This is a genomic window from Rahnella perminowiae (assembly GCF_019049755.1).
Lineage (GTDB): Bacteria > Pseudomonadota > Gammaproteobacteria > Enterobacterales > Enterobacteriaceae > Rahnella > Rahnella perminowiae.
Map to the genome: position 1 here is coordinate 1 of NZ_JAFMOS010000229.1, position 2,225 is coordinate 2,225.

General features: G+C 48.4%; 3 protein-coding genes. All 3 read left to right on the plus strand.

The genetic code is table 11. The features are described from left to right. On the plus strand, positions 1–1,340 hold a 1,340-nt coding region (gene chbC / locus J1785_RS01550; RefSeq protein ID WP_217218656.1), incomplete at its 5' end, for a PTS N,N'-diacetylchitobiose transporter subunit IIC. Between the two features lie 65 nt (positions 1,341–1,405). Beyond that, entirely contained in the window at positions 1,406–1,753 is a 348-nt protein-coding gene (gene chbA, locus J1785_RS01555; RefSeq protein ID WP_129953454.1) for a PTS N,N'-diacetylchitobiose transporter subunit IIA, read from the plus strand. Between the two features lie 14 nt (positions 1,754–1,767). After that, positions 1,768–2,225, plus strand: a 458-nt coding sequence (gene chbR / locus J1785_RS01560) for a transcriptional regulator ChbR (RefSeq protein WP_217218657.1), incomplete at its 3' end; no start/stop codon positions are given.

The window sequence follows — 2,225 nt, forward strand, 5'->3', positions numbered from 1 at the left end:
CACTTGAAAAGATACTCCTTCCTTTTGCCGTCAAAATAGGTAAACAGCCGCATATTAATGCCATTAAAAATGGTTTTATAAAACTCATGCCGCTAACCCTTGCGGGTGCCATGTTCGTTTTAATTAATAATGTATTCCTGAATTTCGGGGCCGGTTCTTTCTTTTATTCATTAGGTGTGCGTTTAGACCCGTCAACTATCGACACACTGGCCGGTCTGAAAACCATCGGTATTAATGTTTATAACGGTACGCTCGGTATTATGTCGCTGATGGCACCGTTCTTTATCGGCATGGCATTAGCGGAAGAACGTAAAGTTGATTCGCTCTCCGCCGGTTTATTAGCCGTCGCGGCCTTTATGACCGTGACGCCATACAATGTCGGCGAAGCCTATGCAGTAGGTGCAAACTGGTTAGGGGGCGCCAATATTATTTCCGGTATGCTGATAGGTTTGGTTGTCGCAGAAATGTTTACCTTTGTCATTCGCCGGAACTGGGTTATTACCTTGCCGGCGAGTGTGCCGTCTTCTGTTTCCCGATCTTTTTCAGCACTCATTCCGGGTTTTATTATTCTGTTTATTTTCGGGATGATTTCCTGGTTACTCGGATTATATGGTCATAACTTCCACCAGATCATTATGGATTCTATTTCCAAGCCTCTGGCGGCGATGGGCGGCGTGGTGGGCTGGGCGTATGTGATTTTCAACTCCCTGCTGTGGTTCTTTGGTGTACACGGTTCGCTCGCACTGACCGCTCTCGACAACGGTATTATGACCCCGTGGGCCCTGGAAAATATCGCTCTGTACACCGAGTACGGTTCCGTGAGTGCTGCCATTGATGCCGGGAAAACCTTCCATTTCTGGGCAAAACCGATGCTGGATTCCTACATCATGCTGGGCGGTTCCGGTGCGACGCTCGGGCTTATTATCGCCATCTTTATCGCTTCACGCCGTGCCGATCATCGCCAGGTGGCGAAGCTGGCGCTGCCGTCAGGTATTTTCCAGATTAACGAGCCTATTTTGTTTGGTCTGCCGATTATCATGAACCCGGTCATGTTCATTCCGTTTGTCCTGGTCCAGCCGATTCTCGCAGCTATCACACTTGCGGCTTACTCTCTGGGGATCATTCCCCCGGTGACTAACCTGGCGCCGTGGACCATGCCGACCGGGCTGGGCGCCTTCTTTAACAGTAACGGCAGTATCGCTGCGCTGCTGGTCGCGTTGTTCAATCTCGGTGTCGCCACGCTGGTGTATATGCCATTCGTGATCTTATCTAACAAAGCGCAGGCGATCATTGAAGAAGAAGAAAGCGAAGAAGACATTGCAGCCGCATTGAAATTTTAATCTCAACGGAGGGCGGGCAGAGGCCATCTTCCCGCTGTTATCCGGCCAATCAAGGAGAGACCAGGATGATGGATTTAGACAGCATTGTAGAAACTGAAAACGAAATGCAGGATCTCGAAGAAGTGGTCATGGGGTTGATCATTAACTCCGGACAGGCGCGCAGCCTGGCTTACGCAGCGCTCAAAAAGGCCAAAGAAGGAGATTTTGAGCAGGCGCACGCGGTAATGGCACAGTCAAAAATGGCACTCAATGAAGCGCATCTGGTGCAAACCAAACTGATTGAGGCCGATCAGGGCGAAGGGAAAACCAAGGTCAGCCTGGTACTGGTGCACGCGCAAGATCATCTGATGACGTCAATGCTGGCCCGTGAGCTGATTGCGGAACTCATTGAGCTTCATGAGAAAATAAAATAACGTAGGGATCCCTAATGCAGCCACCGGTACTGAGCATGGAAATCAAGACAGCGCGCGAAAATCAGCTCTTCGACGGGCAGAATTTCCACATGTTCATCTACAACAAAGTAGAAAGTATTTCCGGGCTGCATGAGCATGACTACTATGAATTTACAGTGGTACTGACCGGGCGGTATTACCAGAACGTCAATGGCAAACGGGTATTGTTAGAACGCGGAGATTTTGTGTTTATCCCGCTGGGATCTCACCACCAAAGTTTTTATGAGTTTGGTGCGACACGGATATTAAATGTCGGGATCAGCAAAGCATTCTTTGAGCAACATTATTTATCTTTATTGCCATCCCGCTTCGTGGCATCACAGGTTTATCAGATTAAGACTGAATTTCTGGCTTATATAGAATCTGTGATTGCTTCGTTGAATTTCAGGAACGGGGAATTTAATGAGTTTCTGGAAATGGTGACGTTTTATAT